Raw genomic sequence first — 23328 nt, 5'->3', positions numbered from 1 at the left:
TGATACCGGCCTGCGTGGCCATCGTGAATCAATGATCTGAGATCGATCAATGATCTGAGACCGATCGGCGCGATCCGGCAGCGAGGCACGCAACAATCATGGGCTGGACGAGCCGGACCCGCAACCGCCCGACCCCGATACGCCTGCTCTTACTGGAGGGGTTGCCGGCCGTCGACGCCCGAACGGGCACTCGTGGCGGCCTGTGACTTCTTATAATAAGCCCGCTTACTTATGCTGGGAGCTGCCGCTTCATACGAGAGTCATCACCGAAGGTAGACACCATGGAATCGCCGCGCAGGTTCGACACGATCACGATCATCTTCAACCCGAACAGCACCGGCGATGCGCCGAAACTGGCCGAGGAGCTCCGGGATGAACTGGTGCCCGCCCTGCCGGACACCGAGATGAGGCTCACCCCGACCGAGCACGCCGGTCATGCGATCGACCTCGCCCGCCAAGCCGCATCATCGGGAAACGCCCTGGTCGTCTCGGTCAGCGGTGACGGCGGGTACAACGAGGTGGTCAACGGTGTGATGGCCAGCGGCGCGGACGACGTCGTCTGCGCCGTCCTGGCGGCCGGCAACGCGAACGACCACAGCCGCGTCACGGGTCGCAAGCCGCTCGGTGAGGCAATCGTGGAGGGGCAGGTGCGAAGGATCGACCTGCTCCGGATCAGCATCGCCGGGACGGACGCCGTGCCCGCCGCGGAGCCGGTGTACGCGCACTCCTACATCGGTTTCGGTCTGACCCCGATCATGGCGATCGACCTCGAGAAGGGCAGCAAGGGCGCCATGAAGGAGATGTTCTCCGTCGTCCGGACCTTCCGCAAGTTCAAGCCCTTCGAGATCCGGCAGAGCGACGGCAGGCGCCGGAAATTCGACAGCCTCGTGTTCGCGAACATCTCCCAGATGGCGAAGTACGCCACCCTCAGCGAGGCCGACGATCATCCCTCCGACGGCAAGTTCGAGGTCATCACCTTCCCCCACATGGCCAAATGGAAGATCCTCCTGACCGCCCTGCGCGCCTCCACGAAGGGACTCGGCGACCAGCCCAGCTACTCCCAGTACCGCTTCTCGACGCTCAAGCCACTCCCCTACCAGATCGACGGCGAAGTGAAGGACGTCGACGCGGGCACGGACATCACCGTCGACAGCATCCGCCAGGCCCTCGCAACCCTCGGCTGACGCACGGCCGTCCGCCCCCGACAGGAGCGGAAGTAGGGCCGAAAGACCCTAGGTCATCGGACGGATTCCCTGAAGGGTGCTCACAGCAGGTTCATGTTTCCGCCACCAGAGGGAGAAGCGCCATGAGTCCCACCCCCGCAGCCCACATCGTCGTCGGCGTGGACGGGTCGGAACCGTCCATCGCGGCGCTGCGCTACGCCGAGAAACTGGCGCCCGTCTTCGACGCGAGCATCCGTGCCGTCGCTGCGTGGGACGATCCCGCCGAGTACCCCGCGTACATTCCGCTCGGCCGCAGCGAGTACACGGACGTCGCCCGTAAGCAGCTGGACGAGGCCGTCACGGCCGCGTTCGGGGAGAATCCCCCGCCAGGACTGGAAAAGGCGGTGGTGTTTGGGCACCCCGTGAAGACCCTCGTGCGGGTGTCCCATGATGCGGCCCTCCTCGTCATCGGCGGGCGTGGCCACGGCACGTTCAGAGGGTTGCTGCTCGGGTCCGTCAGCAGCGCCTGCGTGGCCCACGCACACTGCCCGGTCCTCGTCGTCCGGAGGGCCTCCGACCCGTCATGAGCTGACCCACGCCTGGTGAGGGCGAAGACGCGGGTCAGGCGACGCCCGTGGTCCCACGAGGACGCCGGCACCGCCCGGTCCTTCCAGGGCTACTTCTTCCGCAGTGGCGAGGGGATGTACTTCCATTCATGGCGAAAGCGGGCTTCGGCGTCGAGCGCCGCCGCCTGTTCCAGGCCGTGCAGCCGGCCGTAGGTGAAACCGTTCTCACCCTCCTGGAAGGCCTTGCTGCCGATCCGTCGCAGCAGGTCGCGGGTCACCAGGCTGTCCTGGTGCTCGCCGAGGACTTTCTGCAGGACCTGCGCGGCCTCCGCGATGCGGGCGACTTTCTTGCGGCCGATAGGCGAGGCGGCCTCCGCTGCGTATCGCAACCGCTTGGCGTCCTTCCGCGCCTCGTGCAGCGCAGGGTGGTCACCGATCCCCGCGCGGTGGTTCCTCGCGTCATGCACCGCTCTGCGCAGGCGCTTCAGGTCCCGGTTGATCAGGCCCGGGACCACCTGACCGGCGGGGTGTGCTGCGCGGGGCGTCAGCGCGGGCGCAGTCACGAGGGCGTCGAGTGAGTCCAGGAGGCGGAAGTACCGCTCCCCGTCCAGCGACTTGACGGCCCGGGTGTGGAATTTCCGGTAGTCCCCTCCGAGTTCGATCTCGAGCCTGCGCTGCACCGGGCCGAGCAGGAGTTCGGGAGGTTCGTCGGCGAGCATCTGCTGGAGCCGTGCGTGTATCACCTGCGCGTCCCGCGCTGTGCCGAGCACCCCGGCGAGCCACCTGAGCTCTCCCCGCAGGCGCCCTATGCCCTCGACGTCGTCGAGCAGGGTCCGGTAGGTCGCGAGGACCGACCTGATGCGCCGGATGGCGACCCTCATCCTGTGGATGGCGTCGGACCCGTCGATCCGGACCTGCGGGTCCTGCTGCTTGAGCGCGGCCACCTGCTCGCGCAGGTAGGCGAGGAGGACATCGCCTGCCGGGCCCTCCGCCGAGGGCTCCGTCACCCTCGCCGCGTCTGCGGGGAAGCCGGTGACGAGGGCGCGCTCCAGTTTCGATCGGTGAGCTGCGGGACGGACGCCTGCGGCGGCGATGATCTCCGTCACCGCGTCCAGCACGTCCCTGGAGCCGCCGACCAGCTCGATCTCCCATTCCCGCCAGCGCAGGCTGGACGGCTCGGGGTGGAGCGCCTCTGCTTGCACGCGGTCGTCCATGAACTCGGCGAGGACCCCGTCCTGACCGCGCAGGCGGTGCACGACGCGCCGCGTGTCCAGCCGGGCGACCGGCACCAGCGCACTGTCCCTCGTGTGCACCCGGATCAGCTTCAGGAGCGGCTTCGGCACCACCGAGGTCCTGCCCAGTGGCGCATGGTGTTCGTGGCGCTCGTCGGCACCGGCCGGCAGCTTCAGGTGCCAACCGGCGTCCTCGCCGCCGGTCCGGCGTCGCAGGGTGATCCGCTGGGACGCCAGCCTCAGGTCCTCCGTATCGAAGTACTCGGCCTCGAGGTGGAACTCGACGGGCGCATCCACACCTCCGACCCCGGGGACGTCCTCGAGTGCGGGAGGCGGGGTGTCATCCTCGACGTCGAACTTCCGCTCGATCTCCACAACAGGCTCAGCGCGCATAGGGCACTGTATATCCTCGCCAGGTCGGACGTCAGCAGGTCTCTGCCGGCCGACGACCCCCTTCCGCTGCGCGGTGGGGCCGAAAGACCCTAGAGGGATGCGCCGATCAGGTGCACAATTGCGGAACTCGAGGACCGACACGAGCCCTGGGTCGACGAAGGCGCGCGTCGACCACCCACCGTCGGACCATTCGTCGCGCGCCCTTCCCACCGAAGGAGACCGCCATGACCACAGAACAGTCGGAGCCCCGACCCGTGAGTCTGCCTGCCACCGCTCCCCCCTCAGGGGAACGCATCCAGCGCGGCGCACCCGCGCTGTCCGAGTCCGACCTCAAACGCCAGTGCGAGCGTCGCCGTGAAGCGGAGCGGAAGCTCGCCCTCCACATCCAGCGGTACAGGGAGACGCACCCTCTTCCTCTGAGCCACTGACACCCGTCCCGACCGAAGCGTTCCCGGTTCCACCGGGATCGGGAACGCTTCCGCGAGGGTCGGAACCCGTACGCTCTCTCCATGGACGCACGCCTCCACTTCGTCACCGTCGCCGCGCGGGACCTCGACGCCGCGCGGACCTTCTACAGCGAAGGGCTCGGGTGGACGCCGACTCTCGATGTGCCCGACGAGGTGATCTTCTACCAAGTGGCTCCGGGAGTGCTCCTCGGGCTGTTCCTCGCCGGTAAGTTCGCCCAGGACCTCGGGCTCGACGCCACACCGGTACCGTCGGGCATAGTGCTGTCCCACAATGTCGACGGCCCGGAAGAGGTCCGCGCCGCCGTCGCTGCCATGATGCGCGCCGGCGGCACCCCTGTCCAGGAGCCGCAGGAGAGCGTCTTCGGCGGCATCTTCCGCGGGCTCGTGCGCGATCCGAACGGAATCGTGTGGGAGATCGCCCATAATCCCGGGTGGCGCATCCTCGACGACGGCACCGTCACCCTTCGCTGAAATGCACCGCAGGACATTCCGTCCACTCCACGGCAATTCGCGCCGTGTCATATTTCTTTTTATTGGTCGGACGCCCCGGGCATCTGCCTATAGTTGGTTCCAGCTTCAAGAGACGCGATCGTAAAGCTCCGACTGGATCGCGCGCCAACCCCATGTTCCTGGGTGGTTCGGATGACGAAGCGGCCTTCTCCTCGGCACACAGTGCCGGTCCGGTGCGGGCAAGAGCACTTCGAAAGGCACTCATCGTGAGCTGTACCGCCCTCCCCTAGCAGGATCCCGGCGCCCTCGGTGCGTCTTTTCCCTTCACTCTCCTTTTCATTCTCCTTCCGGACGCAATATGCTCCGCGCTGCGCCGGAACGACTCTTGAGGAATTTCCCATGAACGCACCCTTAATTCGTCCTGCCCGAAATCGAAACCGCTCCGGGAACGCCACGGTCCTGGCCGCGGTGGGCCTCCTCGTCCTCCTGGCCGGCTGCGCCGGTCCGGCGAATTCGTCCGCCGTCACCGGTGGCGAGCCGGTCTCCGGCGGCGTCCTGGACGTGTCCATCTCGGCCGAGCCGGGCTGCCTCGACGGCCACGGCATCTCCGCCACGCAGCAGCAGTTCCTCGGCCGCCTGATCTACGACAACGTGGTGACCCTCGACGAGAACGGGGACATCGCGCCGTACCTCGCCGAGTCCTGGGATGTTTCGGAGGACGGCAGGACGTACACGTTCCGCCTCAAGCAGGGGGTCACGTTCAGCGACGGCTCGCCCTGGAACGCGGAGGTCCTCGGGCAGAACTTCGAGCACATGAGGGACCCCGCCACGAAGTCACCCCTCGCTGCCGCGTACATCGCCCCGTACGTCGACGGCACGGTGCTCGACGAATACACCTTCGAGGCCCACCTCGCCTACCCCTACACCCCCTTCCTCTACACCCTCGCCCAGTCCTGGCTCGGCATGAACTCCGGCAAGGCCATCACCGAGGCGCCCGAGACGCTGTGCCAGAAGCCGATCGGCACAGGGCCCTTCACCGTCGCCGACTACCGCCCCGGCCAGAGCATCAGCTACACGAAGCGGGAGGGCTACGCCTGGGCGCCCGAGTGGCTGGACGGTGACGGTGCCGCGTACCTCGACGGCGTCGAGGTCACCCTCGTCAGCGAACCCGTCATCCGCCACCAGTCCCTCGTCTCGGGCCAGTACGACCTGACGGAGAACCTCGCGCCGCAGAACGCCTCGGCCGTGCAGGCCGACCCGAACTTCACGTACGAGAACCTCGCCCGGACCGGCAACCCCTACGTCCTCAATTTCAACCTGAATCGTGCACCGTTCGACGACCTCGCGGTGCGGCAGGCGTTCGCCGCCGCAGTGGACACGAAGGCCGTCACGGAGAGCCTCGGCTTCGGCACCTACACGCCGATCGACGGCTTCCTGTCCAGGGAGAGCAGGTACTACGACCCGACTGTCGAGGGGGTCCTCACGTATGACCCCGAGCGCGCGAACCAGCTGCTCGACGACGCCGGGTGGACCGGGCGTGACGGCGAGGGCTTCCGCACGAAGGACGGGAGCAGGCTGACGGTCGAGGTCCCCACGGTGGAGAGTTCCACGCCGAGCCCACTGCTCGTGCAGCTGCAGGGAGAGGCCCGCAAGGTGGGCTTCGACCTGCGGATCATCCAGCTTCCTCAGGCACAACTGACGGAACTCCGTTACGCCGGCGACTACGACGCCCTGGCCGGCGTCTGGCACACCAACACCACCGACGTCCTGTTCATCCGCTACCACTCCTCCGAGATCACGGGTGAGCGGATCGGCCAGAACTCGTCCTACGTCGACGACCCCCAGCTCGACGCCCTGCTCTCCACGGCCCGCGAGGCCGACGACGGGCCTGTGGCCGAAGAAGCGTACTCGAAGGCGCAGCACCGGCTGCTCGAGATCGTGCCCGGCGTACCGCTCTACGAGAACCCGAGCCAGTTCGCGTACGCGAACACCCTGCACGACGTCGCGGTGGACACCTCCCACCCGGTGCCCGTCCTCACCTACGCCTGGAAGGCCGAGTAGGTGACCGTGCTCCGCCGCGTCCTCACGCGACTCGCAATCGGGATCGGCGTCCTCTGGGGAGCCGCGACGCTGACGTTCCTCGCCGTCTACCTGATCCCGGGCGACACCGCGCTGCTGATCCTCGGCGGGCCCGACGCACGGCCCACGGAGGAGACGCTGGCGCAGGTCCGCGCCGATTACCTCCTCGACCAGCCCCTCCTCGTGCAGTACGGCAGCTACCTCGGCAACCTGGTGCAGGGCGACCTCGGGCAGTCCTACAGGCTGCGCCTGCCCGTCTCGGTGGCGATCGGGCAGCAGATCGGCGCGACGGCGGCACTCGCGGCGTCCGCCGTCGCCGTCGCGCTGCCCCTGACATTCGTCGTGGCGATCCTGTCCGCGCAGCGCGCCTCCTGGATCCGGTCGATCGTCTCCGGCATCGAGGTGGTCTTCGCCGCGACGCCGACGTTCATCATCGGGTTCGCGCTGCTGATCGTCTTCTCGTTCACGCTGCGCTGGTTCCCCATCGGCGGGAACCAGGGACCGGCCGCGCTGGTCCTCCCGGCCCTCACCCTCGCCCTCGCAGTCTTCGGGACCCTCTCCCAGGTGCTGCGGAACGAACTCGAGGACGTCCTGGAACAGCCGTTCATCCTGACGGCCCGCTCCCGCGGCATGCGCGACCTCCCGGTCCGGATCCGGCACGCACTCCGGCACGCGGCCATCCCGGTCATGACCATGTCAGGTTTCGTCGTGGCCGCGCTGCTCGGCGGGTCCGTGGTCGTCGAGACCCTCTTCAGCAGGCAGGGCATCGGGTCGCTGACCCTGGCCTCGGTCTACAACAAGGACCTGCCGGTCATCCTCGGGATCGTGCTGCTGTCCGCCGCGGTCTACGTCGTGGTGAACCTCGTGATCGACCTCCTCTACACGCTCATCGACCCGAAAGTGGTGACCGCATGAGCATCGCCTCACGCACCGTCCCGCCCGCCGTCGCCCCGCCGGCCGCACTCCCCGTACTTGAATCAGCACGGGTCGGGACCCCCGGGCCACGGCGACGCCGGTGGCGCGTCCGCCCCGGGATCCTGCTGGCTTCCGCGTTCCTCCTCTGGCTGGCGGCGGCGGTCCTGACCCCGGGCCTGCTCGCTCCCGCCGACCCGTACGCCGTGAACACCGCCAGGAGCTTCGAGGCGCCCGGCGCCGCCGCCTGGTTCGGCACGGATGACTCCGGCGCCGACAACTACACGCGGATCGTGCACGGCGCCGCCACCTCGTTGTACATCGGGGTCGGCGCGACGGCGATCGGCGTGGTCGGCGGGACCGCTATCGGCCTCCTCGCCGGTCTCAACGGGCGGCTCGTGGAGGCCTCGGTGATGCGCTTCCTCGACGTCACCCTCGCCATCCCGGAGATCCTGCTCGCACTCGTGGTCATCGGCATCATCGGCGGCGGCACGGAGAACGCGATCCTCGCGATCGGTGCCGGCAGCATCGCCTACTACGCCCGGATCACTCGGGCGCAGACGCACCTCGTCCGTCGGTCGGGCTTCGTCGAGGCCGCCCGCACCCTGGGCCTGCCGGCCTGGCGGATCCTCTTGACGCACACCGTACCGAACGTCATCAAGCCCGTCCTCGTCCTCGCCACGATCGGTATCGGCTCGGCGATCGGGGCCGGGGCGTCGCTGAGCTTCCTCGGGCTCGGCACCCCTCCGCCCGCCCCCGAATGGGGCGCGATGCTCTCGGCCGGCCGTAACTTCATCTCGAACGCGCCCTGGATGATCACGTTCCCCGCTGCGTTCCTCGTCGCCACCGTCCTGTCCATCACCGTGATCGGGCGCGAGCTCCGTCGCCGCGCCGAAGGAAGGCTCGCATGAGCTCCACCACCCTGGCCGCCACCACCGCCGCACTCGTGCCGCAGGCACCCGTCGTCGAACTCGAGGGGCTCTCCGTCGGGTTCGGCCGCGGCGCCCACCACCGGGAGGTCATCCACGACCTCAGCCTGTCCGTCCGCCCGGGTGAATGCCTCGCGCTCGTGGGCGAGTCCGGGTCCGGCAAGTCCGTCACCGCGAGGACCCTCGTGGGTCTCACCGGTGCCGGCGCCCACGTCCGGTCCCGCGCCCAGCGCTTCAACGGCCAGGACGCCGCAGCGTGGGGCGAGCGGCAGTGGGCCCGCGTCCGTGGCCGGGAGGCCGGCTTCATCCTGCAGGACGCACTCTCCTCCCTCGACTCGCTGCGCACGGTCGGCGACGAGGTGGGTGAGGTCCTCCGCCTCCACAGCGACCTCGACCGGGCTGCCCGGCGGGCGCGCGTTGTCGAGCTCCTCGCCTCCGTGGGCGTGCCCGATCCCGAGGTGCGGGCCGGACAGTACCCGCACCAGCTCTCGGGCGGGCTCCGCCAGCGCGCCCTGATCGCCTCGGCGATCGCCGCGGACCCGGGTTTCCTCATCGCCGACGAGCCGACGACGGCGCTCGATGCGACCATCGCGGCACAGGTCCTCCGTCTGCTCGGCGGCCTGAAGGGAGGCAGCACGGCGATGCTCGTGGTCAGCCACGACCTCGCCGTCGTCGCGGGCCTCGCCGACCGCGTCGCCGTGATGCGCAACGGCGAGATCGTGGAGGAGGGCACCGTCGAGGCCGTCCTGCAGGACCCCCGGCACCCCTACACCCAGGGACTCCTGGCGGCCATCCCCTCCCGGTCGTCGCGCGGACGGCGGCTGACCGTACGGGACCGCGCGGAGCCCGACATCGCAGCGCCCGACCCGTCCCGCGAGCCGTTCCGCGGGCCTTCCCGCGAGGCGCCGAGCCCACCGGCCGCCCTGGCGGTCGAGGCGCTCACCAAGACCTTCGCCGGTCCCGACGGCAGCCGTCGCACGGCGGTCGACGGCGTGTCCTTCACCTTGGCGAAGGGGACGACCCTCGGGATCGTCGGCGAATCCGGCAGCGGCAAGAGCACCGTGGCGCGCATCGCGCTGGGCGTCGAGGCCCCGGACACAGGCACCGTCCATGTCCGGGGCCGCACCTGGGCTGAGCACAGCGCCGTTCGCGACCTCGCGGCCCGCCGCTCGGTGCAGATGATCTACCAGGACCCGCTGCAGTCGTTCGACCCGCGGAAGACCGTGCGGCAGGTCATCGGGCAGGCCGTCGCTGCCGCCGGCACTCCGCGGACCGCGCGGGCCGGACGCGTCCTCGACCTGCTCGACCTCGTCGGCCTGCCTGCCGACCGGGCCCACAGCCGCCCCCTGGAACTCTCGGGCGGGCAGCGGCAGCGCGTCGCCATCGCCCGCGCGCTCGCCGCCGAGCCGGAGGTCATCATCTGCGACGAACCCGTCTCCGCCCTCGACATCACGGTGCAGGCCCGCATCCTCGACCTCCTGACGGACCTGCAGGAGCGCTTCGGGCTCAGCTACCTCTTCATCTCGCACGACCTCGGCGTCATCCAGCACGTCAGCCGCGAGGTGCTGGTCCTGAAGGACGGCGTGGTCCTGGAGCACGGGACCGTCGCCGACGTCTTCGACCACCCCGGGCACGAGTACACACGCCAGCTCATCAACGCCATCCCCGAACTCCCCGCCGTCCGGAAGGACCTCCCCACCTCATGACACGCCAGATCGCCTTCAACCTCTTCGAGATGAACTGCGTGGGACACATCTCCCACGGTCTCTGGGTGCACCCGGAGAACAACCGCCACCGCTTCAACGACCTCGATTTCTGGGTCGAGACGGCGAAGCTGCTCGAGGCCGGGCTGTTCGACAGCGTCTTCCTCGCCGACGTCGTCGGAACGTACGACGGCTACCGCGGCGGCCCGGACACGGCGCTCCGCGAGGCCGTCCAGATCCCCAGCAACGACCCCCTCCTGGTCATCCCGGCCATGGCCGCGGTGACCGAGCACCTGGGCTTCGCGGCCACGTTCTCCACCACGTACGAGCCACCGTTCGCCTTCGCGCGGCGCGCATCCACGCTCGACCACCTGACGAAGGGGCGGTTCGGCTGGAACATCGTGACGTCCTACCTCCCCAACGCGGCTCGGAACTTCGGGCTCGCCGACGAGGTGGAACACGACCAGCGCTACGCGATCGCGGACGAGTACCTCGACGTCCTCTACAAGCTGTGGGAGGGGTCCTGGGACGACGACGCCGTGATCGAGGACCGCGAACGGCGCGTCTACACCGACCCGTCGAAGGTCCGCTACATTAACCACCGCGGCCCCCATTTCTCCGTGGCCGGACCGCACCTGAGCGCCCCCTCGCGCCAGCGCACGCCCGTGCTGTTCCAGGCCGGAAGCTCCGTGGCCGGCAAGGCCTTCGCAGCCCGCCACGCCGAGGGCGTTTTCGTCGGCGGTCGCGACGCCGCGGCCTACCGCGACAACGTGGCGGACCTCCGCCGGCTCGCCGTCGCCAACGGCCGCGGTGCGGACCACATCAAGGCCTTCGCGAGCGCCGTGGTGATCGTCGGCAGGACGCACAAGGACGCCCAGCGGAAAACGGACGAATACCGCCGCCTCTCCAGCGCCGAGGGCTACCTCGCGCACGCCGGAGGCGGCGGGATCGACCTCGCGGCCTACCGGCCCGACGAGGTGATCGACGACATCCTCGCGCGCGAGGACCGCCCCGGCCGCGACCGACAGCCCAGCAACCGGCGGCACCCGGCAGGCACCACCGTCGGCGAGGCGCTCGAGCGCATCACGCGGTTCGACCGCGGCCCCTTCGTGGCGATCGGCACCCCCACGGAGGTCGCCGACGAGATCGAGCGGTGGGTCGAGGGCACCGACCTCGACGGGTTCAACCTGCGGCAGTTCCTCACCCCCGGGACCGCCGAGGACTTCATCGAACTCGTCGTACCCGAACTGCAGCGGCGCGGCCTGTACCGCCGGTCCTACGAGGAATCGACCCTCCGCGAGCGCCTCTTCGGCGCAGGCAACACGCGGCTCTTCGACCAGCACCCGGGCGCGCGCTACCGGGGCGGCGTCCACCTCGGCAGTGACGCCGCGCCCCTCGCGCCCGCCGCGGATACCGCCGGCGCGGCTGCCGGACCCGCCACCGCCCCGTCCTACGCCTAGGAGTCCATCATGACCACGACGACCACGACGACCACCCACCGGGCCCCGGCGAACGAGTCGGGACCGTCAGGAGCCCCACCGTCGACGACCGCGCTCCAGGAGCGGTTCCGCCCCGTGTTCGACACCATCGCCGCCGGTGCGGCCCGCCGCGAGCAGGACCGCGTGCTGCCCCATGACGAGGTGGCGGCCCTCAAGGATGCCGGGTTCGGCGCCCTCCGTGTGCCGGTCGAGTACGGCGGATCGGGCGTATCTCTGCGCCAGCTCTTCACGCTGCTCACCGACCTGGCCGCAGCGGACTCGAACCTCACGCAGTTGTGGCGCGGGCACTTCGCCTACGTCGAGGGGACGCTCCTCCAGCCGTCGTCGGCACACCGGGACCGCTGGCTCTTCGACGTCGCAGCGGGCACCATGGTCGGCAACGCCTCGAGCGAGCTGACCGGCACATCGCTGCGTGACATCCGCACGGCCCTCACCTCGCCGGACCCGTCGAACGGCGCCCTGGCGCTGACGGGCACCAAGTACTACAGCACCGGCAGCCTCTACGCGGACTGGATCGCCGGCAGCGCCGTGCACGACGGCGAGCGCGTCGGGTACGCGGTGCGGGCCACCGCTCCCGGCGTCGAGCGGATCGACGACTGGGACGGCTTCGGCCAGAGGCTCACCGGCAGCGGCACCACCCACTTCACGGAGGTCCGCGTGGACCCGCGGAACGTGCGGCCCTTCTCCCCCGATGCGCCGGGCCACGTGCACTCCTTCTTCCAGCTCGTGCTCGTCGCCTCGCTGGCAGGGATCGCCCGCGCTGCGGCGGGGGACGCCGCGGCGTTCGTCCGGCCGCGCACGCGGTCCTACGTCAACGCGACGACACCGCTCCCGCGGGAGGACCCTCAGGTACTGCAGGTGGTGGGTGAACTGGCGGGCCATGCATTCGCGGCGGACGCCGTCGTGCTCGCCGCCGCGGACCTCCTGGACACCGCGTACGAGCGACTCCGGGCCGAGCGGGCCAGGGGCGAACAGGACGACGCCTTCGTATCGGGCGGCTCCGACGACGCCGGCGTCTCCGACGGGCCGGGCTCCACGCGGGTGGCGCTCGACGCAGCGGACATCGCCGTCAGCCAGGCGCAGCTGGTCGCCGTGGACCAGGCGCTGCGTGCGGCCACCCACCTGTTCGAGGTCGGCGGGGCCTCGGCGACCTCGACCGGCCGCGCCCTCGATCGGCACTGGCGCAACGCCCGGACCATCTCCTCCCACAACCCGGCCATCTACAAGGCCAGGTCCGTGGGCTACTGGGCCGTCCACGGGGAGCGCGAACCGCCCCCGGGCGACGCCTGAACCCTCCGCTGCCTCTCCGAGGGCGCGAACCACAGGACGAACGACAGGACGAACGACAGGACGAACGACAGCACCGGCGATGGTGGTCCCACGGACGACGGGCGGGAGACTAGCGTGGGAGCCATGACGCACGAGTTCCGGTACGACGTCGACATCCTGCACCTGCTCGTATCACCAGCGCACGCCTACTTCGGCCGCGCGCGGGACGGCGCAGCCGACGTGCCCACCACCGACGCCGCGAGCGCGGAGGTCGTCGCCGGGAAGGGGATCGTCGGCGACAGGTTCTTCGGCAAGGCGGCTCACATGGACGCCGCCGTGACGCTGTTCGCCGTCGAATCGCTCGAGGCCATCGCCGTGGAGCTCGGCGCCGACCCTTTCGACCCGTTGCTCGCCCGCCGCAACGTGGTGCTGCGCGGGGTCGAACTCCCGCCGCTCATCGGTCAGGACTTCGTCCTCACGTCCGCGGACGCATCCGTCGCCTTCCACGGCGGGCGGCACGCCCACCCTTGCGCCTGGATGGACAGGGTCCTCGCCCCCGGCGCGCACAAGGCGATGCGTGGCAGGGGCGGCCTGCGGTGCCGTCCGCTCGGGAGCGGGACGCTTCATCGCGGGCCTGCGGTGCTCGTGAGTCCCGTGCCGCTGGATCCCGGCAGGGCCGGCGAGGCCTCTGTGCTGCGACCTTCGCGCCTCCCCTGAGCCCTCTGCCCTGAGCCACCCCGGCCCATGAACCGGTCCCGTCAGGCGCCGCTGTAGGCCGCCTCGAGGGCGGCGATGTCCAGTCTGCGCATCTCGAGCATGGCCGTCATGGCACGCTGAGCACCCTCGGCGTCGTCGCCGCCGATCAGATCGGGCAGTACCGCGGGGATGATCTGCCACGACAGGCCGAACCGGTCCTTGAGCCAGCCGCACCGGCTCTCCTCGCCGCCCTCGGTCAGGGCGGTCCAGTAGTGGTCCACCTCGGCCTGGTCCGCGCAGGAGATCTGGAAGGAGACGGCCTCCGTGAAGGAGAACTGGGGACCGCCGTTGAGGGCCACGAACGGCTGACCGTCGAGCTCGAACGAGACCGTCAGCGCGGGACCGTCGTGGCCCGCCCGTGAGACGTTCACGATCCGGGAGTTCCTCACCACAGAGGTGTACAGCGTGGCGGCCTCTTCGGCCTTACCGTCGAACCAGAGGCACGGGGTGATCGATCCCATCGCGGATGTCCTTCGCTCATGTCCGCGCGCCGACGGCCGGACGTGGCCCGAATGTAGTCCACGGCTCCGACATCGACAACCAGTAGGCTGGCTGCATGGCCCGCCGCACCCCTGTCCGCCCGACCACCCGGCGGCCGTGGACGACCGCTCCGTTCGCGTGGTGCGCCGCCGACGTCCTCCTCGTCCTGGTGTTCGCGGCGTCCGGTCGCCGCACCCACGAGCACGGCGTCACCGTCGCGGGGGTGCTCGAGACGGCCTGGCCGTTCCTCCTCGCCTACGCCCTCACAGCCCTCGTGACGCGGGCGTGGCGATTACCGGGCTCGCCCCTGCCCACCGGCGTCGTCCTGTGGCTCGGGACCGTCGCCGGTGGACTCGCGCTGCGCGCCGCCTCCGGAGGCGGCGTGGCCCTCAGCTTCCAGGTCGTCACCCTGCTCGTCCTCGGCGTGTTCCTGGTGGTCCCGAGGGCCGTCGCGCGCATGGTCAGCTCCCGCCGTCGCCGGCCGGTAGCGTAAGAGCCGAGGTCCCAACCCGAAAGGCACGCCATGATCACCGCATTCGTCCTCATCCAGACCGACGCCGCACGCATCCCCGAGAGCGCGCAGGCCATCTCCGAGATCGAGGGCATCAGTGAGGTCTACTCGGTGACCGGCGAGTGGGATCTCATCGCGATCGCCCGCGTGCCCCGGCACGAGGACCTGGCGGACGTCATCGCCGACCGCCTGTCGAAGATCGAGGGCGTCCGGTCGACGACGACGCAGATCGCCTTCCGCTCGTACTCGCAGCACGACCTGGACGCCGCGTTCTCCCTCGGCTTCGACAGCTGACGCCCGGCGGGGAGGCGCCAGGCGTCTGGCGGTCAGTAGGACCGGGTGACGCCCACCCAGCGCTCGAGCACGCCGGCCGCGGCACCCGAGTCGATCGAGGCGCGCGCCCTGTCCATCGCGGCCCGGATCCGGTCCACGAGGGCCCCCTCGGCGGTGTCGTCGAGCGCCACGAGGCCCGCGGCCGCATTCAGGACGACGGCGTCGCGCACGGGTCCCGCGTTCCCGGCGAGGACCGCGCGCACCACCGCGGCATTGCCCGTGGCGTCGGTGCCGCGGAGCGCGTCGACGGGGACGGCGTCGAGCCCGAAGTCCCCGGGGTGCACATGGTGCGCCTGCACCCGACCTTCGCGGACCTCCCACACCGTCGAGGACCCGCTGGTGGTGAGCTTGTCGCGGCCGTCGTCGCCCCGGAAGACGAGGGCGCGGATGCCTCGTGCCGCCAGCACGCCCGCCATCAGGGGAGCCATCCTCGCGTCGGCGCAGCCGACCGCCTGCGCCGTGACCCCCGCCGGGTTGCTCAACGGTCCGAGGAAATTGAACGCGGTGGGCACCCCGAGCTCTCGTCGGGGCACGGCGACGTGCTTCATCGACGGGTGGAAGACCTGCGCGAAGCAGAAGGTGATCCGGGCGTGCTCGGCCGTCCTCGCGACGTCGGACGGCGCGAGATCGAGCCGGACGCCCAGTTCCTCGATGACGTCGGCCGCGCCGGACGCCGACGACGCCCCGCGGTTCCCGTGCTTGACCACCGTGGCGCCGGCGCCGACGGCGACGAGCGACGCCATGGTCGAGATGTTCAGGGTGTTCAGTCCGTCGCCGCCCGTCCCGACGATGTCAAGGGTGGGTCCGCCGACCTCGATCCGGTGTGCGCGCCCCAGCATCGCCTGCACCAGCCCGACGAGTTCGCCGACCGACTCGCCCTTGGCGCGCAGGGCGATCAGGAACCCGGCGATCTGGGCGTGGCTGGCCTCACCCGCCATGATCGTGTCCATCGCCCAGCGGCTCTGCGCCGTCGTCAGATCGGTCCTTGACAGGAGGGACGAGAAGATCGACGGCCAGGTCGGTTGCGCCCCGTCGGGGGTCGTAGTCACGCTCACCGTCCCAGATTATCTACGAATTGTAGAAAGTCATCACGGGGAACTTCCGCGGAAAACCGGGCGTTGGGGGTCCCCACGGCCTGCGGACTGACTTCGGAGGGCCATTTCGCGTTGGTGATCGTCATGTTCTTGGGGACATAATGACTCTGTGACATCTGCGACCCAAGCCCCCAGCGCCGCCCCGCATCCCGCGCTCAACCGCCCCAACATGGTCTCCGTCGGAACCGTTGTGTGGCTGTCCAGCGAGCTGATGTTCTTCGCCGGCCTCTTTGCCATGTACTTCACCCTGCGCTCCACCTCCAGCGAGCTGTGGGCCATGGAGACCGAGAAGCTGAACGTACCGTTCGCCCTCATCAACACCATCATCCTGGTGTCGAGCTCGTTCAGCTGCCAGTTCGGCGTGTTCGCCGCCGAGCGACTGCAGCCGCGCCGCACCGGCGGCGTGTTCGCCGTCGGCCGCTGGGGCATGGTCGAGTGGTTCCTCCTGACCTTCGTCATGGGTGCGATCTTCGTCTCGGTGCAGGCCTACGAGTACGCGGAACTGGTGGCCGAGGGCGTCGCACTGTCCTCCAACGCCTTCGGGTCGGCCTTCTACATGACCACCGGCTTCCACGGGATCCACGTGATCGGCGGGCTCATCGCCTTCCTGTTCATCATCGGACGCGCGTTCATCGCCCGCCAGTTCGGCCACTTCGAGGCCACGTCCGCCATCGTGACGTCCTACTACTGGCACTTCGTCGACGTGGTCTGGATCGGCCTGTTCATCATCATCTACTTCCTCCAGTAACTGCCTCACGTAAACTCTTCTACTAGAGGTAGAATTCAAAGAAGAACTCCAGCAGCTCTGGTACCACAAAAGGCAGGAACCACTCCGTGAAGGCACTCTCCCAGAGGCGGCGTCACCCACTTGCAGCGTTCGCGCTGCTCCTGATGGCGCTCCTCGTCACCGGCGGCCTGTACGCCGCCGCCAGCACCGCCAACGAAGCGCAGGCGCAGACCACCACGTTCACGGCCGACGACGTGGAGGAGGGCGGCAAGCTGTTCAGCGCGAACTGCGCCTCCTGCCACGGCATGGGCGCCACCGGATCGCAGGCGGCGCCGTCGCTCGTCGGCGTCGGTGCGGCCTCCGTGGACTTCCAGGTCGGCACGGGCCGCATGCCCATGCAGATGGACGGCCCCCAGGCCCAGGCCAAGCCCGTCCAGTTCACCGAGGAGCAGATCAGCCAGCTCTCGGCGTACGTCGCCTCCCTCGGCGCCGGTCCCGCGATCCCCTCCGAGGAGATCCTCGACGTATCCGAGGGCGACCCCGCCCATGGCGGTGAATTGTTCCGCGTCAACTGCGCGATGTGCCACAACGCCGCAGCTGCCGGCGGCGCCCTGACGCAGGGCAAATGGGCCCCGTCCCTCGATGGTGTCAGCGAAAAGCACATCTACGAGGCCATGGTGACCGGTCCGCAGAACATGCCCGTCTTCAACGATGCGAACGTCTCCCCGGAGGACAAGCAGGACATCATCGCGTTCCTCAAGACCATCGAGGAGCAGGGTTCCCCCGGTGGAGCCGACCTCGGCTCGCTCGGTCCGGTCTCCGAGGGCCTGTTCATCTGGGTCGCCGGCCTGGGTGTCATCATCGCCTTCACCGTGTGGCTCACGTCGCGGTCCTCCTGACCATCCACGCGCCCACCGTGAACGAATCACAGACAGACTTTCGTATGCAGTACCTGAAGAAGGATGAGAGGGATCATGGCCGACTCTAGTCACGGCGCTCCCGGGACCTCGGTTACCGTCGCCACGCCGGGCCGCGAGCTGGACCAGTTCGAGAACCCGGGCCTGCCCCCGCACCGGCCGCGCCTCGCGGACCGGGACCGACGCGCCGAGAAGCGCGCCGAGCGGCAGGTGGCCCTGCTGTTCCTCATCTCGATCCTCGGCACACTGCTCTTCTTCGTCGGCTACTTCTTCATCCCGCTCGATGAGAGCGTGGAGCGGCTCCGCCTGCAGAACCTCATGCTCGGACTGGGCACCGCCTTCGCGATGCTCGGCATCGGCGTCGGGATCGTGCACTGGGCCAAGACACTCATGCCGGATCACGAGGTGACCGAGAGCCGCCACGAGGTCCGCCCCGAGCAGGACCGCCAGGACGCCGAGAAGATCGTCAACGACATCCTCGACGAGTCGGGTATCAAGCGACGCCCGCTGATCCGGAACACCCTCCTCGGAGCGGCCATCCTCGCTCCCCTGCCTGCGATCGCCATCTTCCGCGATCTCGGACCCCTGCCCGGCAATGCGCTGAAGCAGACCATGTGGGACACCGGCGTCCGCCTCACCCGCGACCCGAGCGGAACACCGATCCTCGCCTCCGATGTGACGGTCGGATCGGCGTTCCATGTGATCCCCGAAGGTCTCAACGAAATCGAGAACAAGCTCGAGGAGAAGGCCAAGGCAGTCGTTCTGCTCATGCGCCTCGACCCCGAGGAGCTCAATCCCTCTCCTGGACGGGAGAACTGGGGCTACGACGGAATTGTTGCGTATTCCAAGATCTGCACGCACGTCGGCTGCCCGGTAGCGCTCTACGAACAGCAGACGCACCACCTGCTGTGCCCATGCCACCAGTCCACCTTCGACCTCGAGCAGGAATGCAAGGTCATCTTCGGACCGGCTGCACGGCCGCTGCCACAGCTACCCATCGAAGTCGACGACGAGGGCTACCTCGTGGCGTCGAGCGATTTCCAAGAACCCGTAGGACCTAGTTTCTGGGAGCGAGGCTGACATGAGCAGCTCTACTGCTACGCCGACCTACGTGCCGAAGACGCGCGTGGGCAAGGTCACCGATTACGTCGACTCGCGGGTCGGCGGCTCGGGGATCGTCAAGGAGTTCGGCCGGAAGATCTTCCCCGATCACTGGACCTTCATGTTCGGTGAGGTGGCGCTGTACACCTTCGTCATCCTGCTCATCTCCGGTACCTGGCTCACTTTCTTCTACGACCCGTCGATGGCAGAGACGCACTACGAGGGCAGCTACCTGCCTCTCCGCGGCGTCGAGATGTCGGTGGCATACGCGTCGTCGCTGGACATCTCCTTCGACATCCGCGGCGGCCTGTTCATGCGGCAGATCCACCACTGGGCGGCGCTGCTGTTCGTGGCCTCGGTCGCCGTGCACATGCTCCGCGTCTTCTTCACCGGTGCGTTCCGCCGCCCGCGCGAGTTCAACTGGGTCGTCGGCTGCGTCCTGCTCATCCTGAGCCTCGCCGCCGGCTTCACCGGCTACTCCCTCCCCGATGACCTGCTGTCCGGTAACGGCCTGCGCATCATCGACGGCGTCATGAAGGCCATCCCCGTGGTCGGCACCTACCTGAGCTTCTTCCTCTTCGGCGGGGAGTTCCCGGGCACGATGATCATCGGGCGCCTGTACGTGCTGCACATCCTCCTGATCCCCGCGGTGATCCTGCTGATGATCGGTATCCACCTGTTCATGGTCGTGCTGCACAAGCACTCGCAGTTCCCCGGCCCGGGCCGGACGAACACCAACGTGGTCGGCTACCCCGTGGGCCCTGTCTACGCGGCAAAGGCCGGCGGCTTCTTCTTCATCGTGTTCGGCGTGCTCGCCGCGATCGCCGCAGCGTTCACCATCAACCCGATCTGGAACTACGGCCCGTACGACCCCTCGCCCGTGTCCGCCGGTACGCAGCCCGACTGGTACATCGGCTGGGTGGACGGCGCCCTGCGCCTCATGCCCGGCACGCTCGGCGACAACTTCGACTTCGAGTTCATGATCCCGTTCCCGTGGGGCGTCAATGCGCTCTCCCTGAACGTCCTGATCCCCGCTCTGGTGCCCGCCATCATCGTCTTCACCCTGATGTTCGCCTGGCCGTGGATCGAGGCCTGGGTCACGAAGGACAAGCGTGAGCACCACCTGCTGAACCGCCCCCGCAACGCTCCGACCCGTACGGCCATCGGTGTAGCCGGTGTCACGTTCTACTGCGTCCTGTGGGCTGCTGCCAGCTCGGACCTCATCGCCACCCACTTCCTGGTGTCGCTGAACGACGTGACCTACTGGCTGCGCTTCCTGGTGATCTTCGGGCCGATCCTCGCCTTCATGGTCACGCGCCGCATCGCCCTGGCCCTGCAGCGCAAGGACCGCGAGATCGCCCTGCACGGCCGCGAGACCGGACGTATCGTGCGCCTGCCGCACGGTGAGTTCATCGAGGTCCACGAGCAGGTCGACGACTACAAGCGCTACCAGCTGGTCGCCTTCGAGTCGCCGGAGGTCATGGTCCCCACGCCGGACGCCGACGGCAAGGTGAGCCTCCTCGACAAGGCTCACGGCCGCATCTCCCGCTTCTTCTTCGAGGACCGGGTGGCGCCAGTGACGCCGAAGGAGCTGGCAGCCTCGCATGGAGACCACCATGACGAGATCGCCGGCGCCAAGGACCGCGAGTCCATCGCGAGTCACTAGCACCCGAGAAGTACCGATCGAAGGGCCCGGACCACGCGTCCGGGCCCTTCGTCATTCCTGCACCACCCACACCTGCATCACGCGACGGGGTGGAGAGACGCACGAGCGGTCCATCCACAGCCCGGACCCGTTCGGCGGCCGTCAGGGCGGCCGTGCGTTCGTGCTCCTCGCCGTGAGAAGCGCTGCCTTGAGCTGTTGGTCCGGTCGACCTAGAGTGATCGCCAACGACCAGTGCCAGGAGCTCCCATGTCCCTCGTCCGCGTGCACAACTTCTCGATCTCCCTCGACGGCTTCGGCACCGGCGAGGGCCAGCAGCTCGACGCCCCGTTCGGCCACGCGGGCATGCGCCTCATGGAGTGGGCCGTGGGCACGCGCACCTTCCGCGAGATGGGCCTGCCGGGAGACGGTCCGGGATCCACCGGCGTGGACGAGGCATTCGCCCGTGGGTGGGGGCCCGGCATCGGCGTCGAGATCATGGGACGCAACAAGTTCGGTCCCCAGCGCGGTCCGTGGGAGGACGAGGAGTGGAAGGGATGGTGGGGTGACACCCCCGTCTTCCGCACGCCCGTCGTCGTGCTGACCCATCACTCCCGGCCGACGGTGGAGATGGATGGCGGCACGACGTTCCACTTCATCGACGCCGATCCGGTCTCGGCGCTCGCACAGGCCCGCGCGCTGGCCGGCGACCTGGATGTCCGGATCGGCGGCGGCGTCGGCACGGTGCGGCAGTTCCTCGAAGCCGACCTGATCGACCACCTGCACATCGTCCTCGTCCCGATCGTCCTCGGTCGGGGCGAGCGGCTCTGGGACGGACTCGAGGCCCTCGAGGAACGGTTCGACATCGAGGCGATCCCGTCTCCCAGCGGCGTCGTCCACCTGACCCTCACCCGGCGGATCGAGTCCAGGGTGCCGTGAGAGAAGGTCCTGGAGGGGCGTCGGGGTGATGCGGCGTGAAAGTCCCGGCAATGACCGGATCGCACCCCTCTGCAGGAGTAGACTGACGCCCCCACGACGAATCAGGTGTCTGATGGAAATCCATCGCAGGCAACGAAAACACACGCACGACGTCGACCCGTCCTCGGAGAAGACCAAGGCCCGGCGCTCGCTCTTCGACGGGATCGATGCTGCCGCCCGCACCTTCCTCGGACCCGCGGACCGCACCGACGGCCACAGCACGGTGGTGCACCTGCACGACGCGGCCGAGGATACGTCGGACGAGACGCTCCGGTCCATCGACGTCTATACGGACTCCGCGGGCCACCACTACGCGCAACGCCGGGTGGAGCGGCGCCCCTAGCCGCGCCGCGGTGGAGGGCCTGCCTAGCCGAGGCGTTTGGAACTGTAGGCGCGCGGCGTACGCACACCGGGTCGCTGCAGGGGTACCCACAGCTTGTAGCGATCGGCGCGGTAGTAGGACACGGAGTAGTCGATCATGGCGCGCGCAACATAGGCGTGCCGCTGGATCTTCAGCAGCGGGGCATTCATCTCCACGTTGAGCAGGCGCGCGATGGACGGTGACGCCGCGGTGGCCTCGATGGTGTCCTCCCCCCACTCCATGACGAGGCCGTACTTCTCGCTGAGTACGTTGTAGAGCGAGGTGGGCGGCGGACCGTCGAGAAGCCCCTTCACACGGTGCGCCGGGAGGAAGTTCTCGTCCACGCTCATGGGCTCGCCGTCGGCCAGGAGCTGCCGCCGGAACCGCACCACGGGCTGGCCGATCTCGATCTGCAGCTCCCGCGCCACCAGGGGCGTGGCGCCCTGCTGCTCGAAGCTCAGGACACGCGCATCCGGCACCATGCCGCGCCGGATCATCTCCTCGGTGTAGGAGGTCATCTTCATGTGCAGGTCCATCTTGGAGCGCGCCACGAACGTCCCGAGTCCGACGACGCGTTCGAGCACCTCCTCCGCGACGAGGGCGTCGACGGCCTGCCGCACGGTCATGCGCGCCACGCCGAAGTACTCGCTCAGCTGCCGCTCGGACGGTATGCCGGCTCCGGGCTCACCGAACTGGCGCACGTAGCGACGCAGGCTCTCCCGCAACTGGACGTGCTTGGGGGTGCCGGATGCCTCGTCGAGGCGGTCAGCGTCGAAGGGCCTCGGCAACACGCCCATGGGTCGGTCTCCTCGCTCCGGAGGTGTCCCCGTGCGGGGCCCATCCGGACTGTCGTCCATCAGACTGTACCCATACGACAAGGGAGCCCGCACATGGCGGGCTCCCTTGTCGTGAACTATGCGGAGGGTACTAGTGGGCGTGGTACCCACGGCTGTACTCGAAGACCCAGCCGACGAGGGCGATCGCCGCCAGGCCCAGGCCGATGTAGAGGATCCAGAAGCCGATCGCGATGCCGAGGAAGCCTGTCGCGGCCGCCAGGCCGAGGACCAGGGGCCACCAGCTCCAGGGGCTGAAATGACCCTGCTCGCCGGATCCCTCGTGGATCTCGGCGTCGAGCCGGTCCTCGGGGCGTGCTCCGACGCGCTTGGCGGTGAAGGCCAGGTAGAACCCGATCATGCCGGCGAGACCGCCCACGAGCAGGATCCCGAGGAACCCGACCCATTCAGACCATTCGGTCAGCCACCCGTAGATGAAGGCGACGGGCACGAAGATCGGCACACCGATCAGGAACAGGTTCTTCTCGATCCTCATGATTTGGCATCCTGTCGGTCAGCCGAGCCCATGAAGCTGGCGGCGCTGTCATCGGGGGTGTGCGTCTGCTGCAGCTCCGGGTGGTGCAGGTCGAGCGCCGGCCGCTCGGAGCGGATGCGGGGCAGCGAGGTGAAGTTGTGCCGCGGCGGCGGGCACGACGTCGCCCACTCGAGCGATGCACCGAAGCCCCACGGATCGTCCACCTCGACCTTCTTGCCGGTCCGCCACGTGATGTAGACGTTCCAGAAGAACGGGATCAGGGAGGCGCCCAGGACGAAGGAGCCGATGGTGGAGAACTGGTTCATGGCGGTGTAGCCGTCCTCGGGCAGGTAGTCCGCGTACCGGCGGGGCATGCCCTCGACGCCGAGCCAGTGCTGGATCAGGAACGTGGCGTGGAAGCCGAGGAACAGCATCCAGAAGTGGATCTTGCCGAGGCG

General features: G+C 68.9%; 25 protein-coding genes and 1 riboswitch. Of the genes, 19 read left to right on the top strand and 6 right to left on the bottom strand.

Translation table 11 applies throughout. From position 1 onward, the window contains the following. The first annotated feature begins 281 nt into the window (after window positions 1-281). Window positions 282-1184: a diacylglycerol/lipid kinase family protein gene (locus AC4D2O_RS06205; protein WP_490905923.1), complete on the top strand. Its 903-nt coding sequence runs from the start codon at window positions 282-284 to the stop codon at window positions 1182-1184. 122 nt (window positions 1185-1306) lie between these two features. Then, entirely contained in the window at window positions 1307-1750 is a 444-nt protein-coding gene (locus AC4D2O_RS06200; protein WP_490905919.1) for a universal stress protein, read from the top strand. An 89-nt stretch (window positions 1751-1839) separates the two neighbouring features. On the opposite strand, the gene AC4D2O_RS06195 is transcribed toward AC4D2O_RS06200, so the two are convergent. Next, entirely contained in the window at window positions 1840-3354 is a 1515-nt protein-coding gene (locus tag AC4D2O_RS06195) for a CYTH and CHAD domain-containing protein (RefSeq protein ID WP_490905915.1), read from the bottom strand. Between the two features lie 224 nt (window positions 3355-3578). Here AC4D2O_RS06195 and AC4D2O_RS06190 point away from each other — a divergent pair, with 224 nt between their 5' ends. The 9 genes from AC4D2O_RS06190 (at window position 3579) to AC4D2O_RS06150 (ending at window position 13379) form a co-directional block, all read left to right on the top strand. Next, a complete protein-coding gene (locus AC4D2O_RS06190; RefSeq protein WP_490905913.1) occupies window positions 3579-3782 on the top strand; it encodes a hypothetical protein in 204 nt (67 codons plus the stop codon). Window positions 3783-3863: 81 nt separating this feature from the next. After that, window positions 3864-4292 (top strand): VOC family protein, encoded by a 429-nt coding sequence (locus AC4D2O_RS06185; protein WP_490905911.1) that lies wholly within the window; start codon window positions 3864-3866, stop codon window positions 4290-4292. A gap of 103 nt (window positions 4293-4395) precedes the next feature. After that, a riboswitch (SAM riboswitch) is annotated at window positions 4396-4523 on the top strand. Window positions 4524-4670: 147 nt separating this feature from the next. Further along, window positions 4671-6332, top strand: coding sequence for an ABC transporter substrate-binding protein (locus tag AC4D2O_RS06180; protein ID WP_490905909.1), 1662 nt, complete (start codon window positions 4671-4673; stop codon window positions 6330-6332). Beyond that, window positions 6333-7265: an ABC transporter permease gene (locus AC4D2O_RS06175; RefSeq protein WP_490905907.1), complete on the top strand. Its 933-nt coding sequence runs from the start codon at window positions 6333-6335 to the stop codon at window positions 7263-7265. Continuing rightward, the gene (locus AC4D2O_RS06170; protein WP_490905906.1) at window positions 7262-8173 is read left to right on the top strand and encodes an ABC transporter permease; all 912 of its coding nucleotides are present in this window, start codon (window positions 7262-7264) and stop codon (window positions 8171-8173) included. The genes AC4D2O_RS06175 and AC4D2O_RS06170 overlap by 4 nt, the downstream gene beginning before the upstream one ends. Continuing rightward, window positions 8170-9897 carry a dipeptide ABC transporter ATP-binding protein gene (locus tag AC4D2O_RS06165; RefSeq protein WP_490905905.1) on the top strand — a complete coding sequence of 576 codons (1728 nt, stop codon included), beginning with the start codon at window positions 8170-8172 and terminating at the stop codon, window positions 9895-9897. Before AC4D2O_RS06170 ends, AC4D2O_RS06165 begins: the two co-directional genes overlap by 4 nt. Then, window positions 9894-11354, top strand: coding sequence for an LLM class flavin-dependent oxidoreductase (locus AC4D2O_RS06160; protein WP_490905904.1), 1461 nt, complete (start codon window positions 9894-9896; stop codon window positions 11352-11354). Before AC4D2O_RS06165 ends, AC4D2O_RS06160 begins: the two co-directional genes overlap by 4 nt. A gap of 9 nt (window positions 11355-11363) precedes the next feature. Next, window positions 11364-12683, top strand: coding sequence for an acyl-CoA dehydrogenase family protein (locus AC4D2O_RS06155; RefSeq protein ID WP_490905903.1), 1320 nt, complete (start codon window positions 11364-11366; stop codon window positions 12681-12683). A gap of 123 nt (window positions 12684-12806) precedes the next feature. Further along, entirely contained in the window at window positions 12807-13379 is a 573-nt protein-coding gene (locus AC4D2O_RS06150) for an MOSC domain-containing protein (protein ID WP_490905900.1), read from the top strand. Between the two features lie 41 nt (window positions 13380-13420). On the opposite strand, the gene AC4D2O_RS06145 is transcribed toward AC4D2O_RS06150, so the two are convergent. Next, complete coding sequence (locus AC4D2O_RS06145; protein ID WP_490905898.1) at window positions 13421-13879, bottom strand: VOC family protein; 459 nt, start codon at window positions 13877-13879, stop codon at window positions 13421-13423. A gap of 95 nt (window positions 13880-13974) precedes the next feature. On the opposite strand from AC4D2O_RS06145, the gene AC4D2O_RS06140 reads away from it, so the two are divergent. Together AC4D2O_RS06140 and AC4D2O_RS06135 are read left to right on the top strand one after the other, a co-directional pair. Then, entirely contained in the window at window positions 13975-14391 is a 417-nt protein-coding gene (locus tag AC4D2O_RS06140) for a DUF3054 domain-containing protein (protein WP_490905896.1), read from the top strand. A 30-nt stretch (window positions 14392-14421) separates the two neighbouring features. Beyond that, complete coding sequence (locus AC4D2O_RS06135) at window positions 14422-14703, top strand: Lrp/AsnC family transcriptional regulator (RefSeq protein WP_334209966.1); 282 nt, start codon at window positions 14422-14424, stop codon at window positions 14701-14703. A gap of 32 nt (window positions 14704-14735) precedes the next feature. Here the strand turns inward: AC4D2O_RS06135 and trpD are convergent, their stop codons facing one another. Next, window positions 14736-15797 (bottom strand): anthranilate phosphoribosyltransferase, encoded by a 1062-nt coding sequence (gene trpD / locus AC4D2O_RS06130; RefSeq protein ID WP_490905894.1) that lies wholly within the window; start codon window positions 15795-15797, stop codon window positions 14736-14738. Between the two features lie 148 nt (window positions 15798-15945). Between trpD and ctaE the strand changes: the two genes are divergently transcribed. From ctaE to AC4D2O_RS06100, 6 genes are all read left to right on the top strand, one after another. After that, window positions 15946-16584, top strand: a complete 639-nt coding sequence (gene ctaE / locus AC4D2O_RS06125) for an aa3-type cytochrome oxidase subunit III (RefSeq protein ID WP_490905892.1) — start codon at window positions 15946-15948, stop codon at window positions 16582-16584. A gap of 86 nt (window positions 16585-16670) precedes the next feature. After that, a complete protein-coding gene (gene qcrC, locus AC4D2O_RS06120; RefSeq protein WP_490905890.1) occupies window positions 16671-17462 on the top strand; it encodes a cytochrome bc1 complex diheme cytochrome c subunit in 792 nt (263 codons plus the stop codon). 75 nt (window positions 17463-17537) lie between these two features. Continuing rightward, entirely contained in the window at window positions 17538-18560 is a 1023-nt protein-coding gene (gene qcrA, locus AC4D2O_RS06115; protein WP_490905888.1) for a cytochrome bc1 complex Rieske iron-sulfur subunit, read from the top strand. A gap of 1 nt (window position 18561) precedes the next feature. Then, a complete protein-coding gene (gene qcrB, locus AC4D2O_RS06110; protein ID WP_490905886.1) occupies window positions 18562-20247 on the top strand; it encodes a cytochrome bc1 complex cytochrome b subunit in 1686 nt (561 codons plus the stop codon). A 246-nt stretch (window positions 20248-20493) separates the two neighbouring features. Beyond that, complete coding sequence (locus tag AC4D2O_RS06105; RefSeq protein ID WP_490905884.1) at window positions 20494-21162, top strand: dihydrofolate reductase family protein; 669 nt, start codon at window positions 20494-20496, stop codon at window positions 21160-21162. A 112-nt stretch (window positions 21163-21274) separates the two neighbouring features. Continuing rightward, window positions 21275-21544, top strand: a complete 270-nt coding sequence (locus AC4D2O_RS06100) for a hypothetical protein (RefSeq protein ID WP_490905882.1) — start codon at window positions 21275-21277, stop codon at window positions 21542-21544. A 23-nt stretch (window positions 21545-21567) separates the two neighbouring features. Here the strand turns inward: AC4D2O_RS06100 and AC4D2O_RS06095 are convergent, their stop codons facing one another. From AC4D2O_RS06095 to AC4D2O_RS06085, 3 genes are all read right to left on the bottom strand, one after another. Further along, window positions 21568-22359, bottom strand: coding sequence for a GntR family transcriptional regulator (locus AC4D2O_RS06095; protein ID WP_490905880.1), 792 nt, complete (start codon window positions 22357-22359; stop codon window positions 21568-21570). A gap of 130 nt (window positions 22360-22489) precedes the next feature. Then, window positions 22490-22891 (bottom strand): cytochrome c oxidase subunit 4, encoded by a 402-nt coding sequence (locus tag AC4D2O_RS06090; RefSeq protein WP_490905877.1) that lies wholly within the window; start codon window positions 22889-22891, stop codon window positions 22490-22492. Next, the coding region (locus AC4D2O_RS06085; RefSeq protein ID WP_490905875.1) for a cbb3-type cytochrome c oxidase subunit I at window positions 22888-23328 on the bottom strand (441 nt) is incomplete at its 5' end. The genes AC4D2O_RS06085 and AC4D2O_RS06090, both read right to left, overlap by 4 nt.

Source organism: Arthrobacter sp. TJ-238, assembly GCF_058269215.1.
The sequence above is the reverse complement of the archived record's forward strand: the minus strand, read 5'-3'. Positions and strand labels throughout refer to the sequence as shown.